This is a genomic window from Methylobacterium jeotgali, from assembly GCF_022179345.1.
Taxonomy (GTDB): domain Bacteria; phylum Pseudomonadota; class Alphaproteobacteria; order Rhizobiales; family Beijerinckiaceae; genus Methylobacterium; species Methylobacterium jeotgali.
The window spans coordinates 1-3,251 of record NZ_BPQR01000097.1; the positions used below are offsets into that span (position 1 = coordinate 1).

Sequence of the window (3,251 nt, forward strand, 5' to 3'; positions counted from 1 at the left end):
CGAAGCGCCCGGCCCCGCGAGGGACCGGGCGCTTCGTCGTCGCGTGGGATCAGGCCGATCAGGCCGTGAGCACGGAGCCCGGCTCGACCTTCACGCCCGGGCCCATCGTCGAGGTGACGGCGACGCGCTGGATGTAGGTGCCCTTGGCGCCGGCGGGCTTCGCCTTCGAGACGGCATCCGCGAACGCCTTGATGTTCTCGACGAGCTTGTCGGCGTCGAAGGAGACCTTGCCGACGCCGGCATGCACGATGCCGGCCTTCTCGACGCGGAACTCCACCGAGCCGCCCTTGGCGCCGGCCACCGCACCCTTCACGTCCATGGTGACGGTGCCGACCTTCGGGTTCGGCATCAGGCCGCGCGGGCCCAGCACCTTGCCGAGACGGCCGACCAGCGGCATCAGGTCCGGGGTCGCGATGCAGCGGTCGAACTCGATCTTGCCGCCCTGCACGATCTCGAGCAGGTCCTCCGCGCCGACGATGTCGGCCCCGGCGGCCTTGGCCTCCTCGGCCTTGGCGCCGCGGGCGAACACCGCCACCCGCAGGGTCCGGCCGGAGCCGTTCGGCAGGTTGCAGACGCCGCGGACCATCTGGTCGGCGTGGCGGGGGTCGACGCCGAGGTTCATCGAGATCTCGACGGTCTCGTCGAACTTGGCGTTCGCCTTCTGCTTCACGAGCGAGATCGCCTCGGCGATCGGGTAGAGCTTCTCGCGGTCGATGCCCTCGCGGGCCGAGCGGATGCGCTTGCCTTCGTGTGCCATGCTGCCCTCCCCTTACGCGACGACGTCGAGGCCCATGGCCCGCGCGGAGCCACGGATCATCGCGACGGCCGACTCGACCGAATCGCAGTTGAGGTCGGGCATCTTCTTCTCGGCGATCTCGCGAAGCTGCGCTTCCGTGACCTTGCCGACCGTCGGGCCCTTGCCGGGGGTCTTGGAGCCGGAGGCCGGCTTCTTGCCGATCTTCAGCCCGGCCGCCTTCTTGAGGAAGAACGTCACCGGCGGCTGCTTCATCTCGAAGGTGAAGCTGCGGTCCTGATACGCGGTGATGACCACCGGGATCGGGGTGCCCTTCTCGATCTGCGCGGTCTTCGCGTTGAAGGCCTTGCAGAATTCCATGATGTTGAGGCCGCGCTGACCGAGCGCGGGACCGATGGGCGGCGACGGGTTGGCGGCGCCGGCCGGGACCTGAAGCTTCACGTAGCCCGTGATCTTCTTCGCCATGGGACTGCTCCCAAATCTTGCCCTCCCCCGTGCGGCCTAGGCGCGGCGGGCGGGCGGTTGCAGGTCGCGGTGCGATCCGAGGCTCCCGGCGGCGAACCGGGCGGATCTCCCGCGGATGACGGCGGAGCCTCGGGGAGGCCCGCCGGTTTCACCGGAGCGGACGGGCCCCACCGGCGAACGCGCTGACGCAAGTCAGTAGTGACTTACGTCGAAACTCAAAAAATCAGGCCTTCTCGACCTGGCCGTACTCCAGCTCCACCGGGGTGGCGCGGCCGAAGATCGACACCGCCACCTTGAGGCGGGAGCGGCTCTCGTCGATCTCCTCGACGGTGCCGTTGAAGCTCGCGAAGGGCCCGTCGGCGACGCGGACCGTCTCGCCGATCTCGAAGGAGACGGAGGGCTTCGGCCGGTCGACGCCCTCGGCGACCTGGCCCTTGATGCGCTCGGCCTCGGCGTCGGGGATCGGCACCGGCTTCGACTTGTCGGCGCCGAGGAAGCCCGTGACCTTGGGGGTATTCTTGATGAGGTGGTAGACCTCGTCGGTGAGGTCGCACTTCACCAGCACGTAGCCGGGGAAGAACTTGCGCTCGGCGTCGACCTTGCGGCCGCGGCGGACCTCGACGACCTTTTCGGTCGGCACCATCACCTCGTCGAACAGCTCGGTCAGTCCGCGCTGGGCCGCCTGGTCCTTGATGGACTGCGCGACCTTGTTCTCGAAGTTCGAGTAGGCGTGGACGATGTACCAGCGCTTCGACACGGCTCTCTTCGGCTCCTGGCATCCCGGACCCGCGATGCGGCCCCGGAAGGACGTTCGGTTCTTGGGCGGGCCTCAGACCCCGAGGATCAGGCCGACGGCATAGCGAAGGGCCTGATCGACCACGGTGAAGAACAGGCTCGCCGCCACCACCATGATGAACACCATGATCGTGGTGATGGTGGTCTCCCGGCGGGTCGGCCAGGTGACCTTGCGGCCCTCGTCGCGGACCTGGGCGATGAACTCGGCCGGGCCGACGCGCTTCTGCGGCGGCCTGGGCGGGGGCACCGGCGAGGACGGCCCGCGGGAACTGCTGCCGCGCGCCACGTCCATCTTTCTCGTCGCTTCGTTCGATGCCATCTTGACCAACTACCGCGGCGCGAAAACCGGGACATGCCTGTTCCGGGAACGGGAGGCCGGCGGGGCTGGTGCCGGAACTCGGCCAAGCCCGCATCGACGGCCATCATCGATCTCGGAGTGGGGTCGCTCTAGCGCAACTCCGCCGGCTTGTCGACAGGGATGGCTTCGCGCGGGGCGGCACCGCTCGAAGAGGCGATGCCGATGGATGGCAGGAGTGGAGGGACTCGAACCCGCAACCTCCGGTTTTGGAGACCGGCGCTCTGACCAGTTGAGCTACACTCCTAGGCGCGGCCGATGCTCTATACAGGATCGGCGCCGCTTACAAGCGCGCTCCTCGGCGTTCTCCGAGGATCACGCGGGCTCGACGCGGACCGCCGTGCCGTAGGCCAGGACCTCGGTGATGCCGTCCATGATCTCGGTGGCGTCGTAGCGCATGCCGACGATGGCGTTGGCGCCCTCGGCGGCGGCGTGGTCCGTCATGTGGACGAAGGCCTCCCGCCGCGCCGCCTCGGCGAGCTCGACGTAGACGCCGATCTTGCCGCCGAAGATCGACTGGATGCCGCCGACGAAGTTGCCGACGACGCTGCGCGAGCGGACCGTGATCCCGCGCACGATGCCGATATGGGCGACGATGCGGTGGCCGGGGATGTCGTTGGTGGTCGAGACGAGCATCGCGGATCCTCCTGTGGTCTGGGAGCGGACACGAAAGCGCCCGCGGATCGGTGTGTCGATCCGCGGGCGCTGCCGTTCGTTTCGTGCGTCGGGAACTCCCGGCGGCTTACTCGTTGATGGCGGCGACGACGCCGGCGCCGACGGTTCGGCCGCCCTCGCGGATGGCGAAGCGGAGCTTCTCCTCCATGGCGACGGGGACGATGAGGGCCACGTCCATGGTGACGTTATCGCCGGGCATGACCATCT

The 3,251-nt window shown here is 68.6% G+C and carries 6 protein-coding genes and 1 tRNA gene; all 7 read right to left on the minus strand.

The genetic code is table 11. From position 1 onward, the window contains the following. Positions 1 to 58: 58 nt before the first annotated feature. A complete protein-coding gene (rplA, locus tag MFF04_RS21465) occupies positions 59 to 757 on the minus strand; it encodes a 50S ribosomal protein L1 (protein WP_238279006.1) in 699 nt (232 codons plus the stop codon). Positions 758 to 769: 12 nt separating this feature from the next. Beyond that, positions 770 to 1,219: a 50S ribosomal protein L11 gene (gene rplK / locus MFF04_RS21470; protein ID WP_238279008.1), complete on the minus strand. Its 450-nt coding sequence runs from the start codon at positions 1,217 to 1,219 to the stop codon at positions 770 to 772. Positions 1,220 to 1,442: 223 nt separating this feature from the next. Further along, a complete protein-coding gene (nusG, locus tag MFF04_RS21475) occupies positions 1,443 to 1,976 on the minus strand; it encodes a transcription termination/antitermination protein NusG (protein WP_238279010.1) in 534 nt (177 codons plus the stop codon). Positions 1,977 to 2,048: 72 nt separating this feature from the next. Further along, positions 2,049 to 2,333 (minus strand): preprotein translocase subunit SecE, encoded by a 285-nt coding sequence (gene secE, locus MFF04_RS21480; protein ID WP_238279012.1) that lies wholly within the window; start codon positions 2,331 to 2,333, stop codon positions 2,049 to 2,051. Between the two features lie 206 nt (positions 2,334 to 2,539). Beyond that, positions 2,540 to 2,616, minus strand: a tRNA-Trp gene (locus MFF04_RS21485). Positions 2,617 to 2,684: 68 nt separating this feature from the next. After that, entirely contained in the window at positions 2,685 to 3,005 is a 321-nt protein-coding gene (locus MFF04_RS21490) for a YbjQ family protein (protein ID WP_238279015.1), read from the minus strand. A 106-nt stretch (positions 3,006 to 3,111) separates the two neighbouring features. Further along, a partial coding sequence (locus MFF04_RS21495) for an EF-Tu C-terminal domain-related protein (RefSeq protein WP_505744210.1) occupies positions 3,112 to 3,251 on the minus strand: 140 nt, incomplete at its 5' end.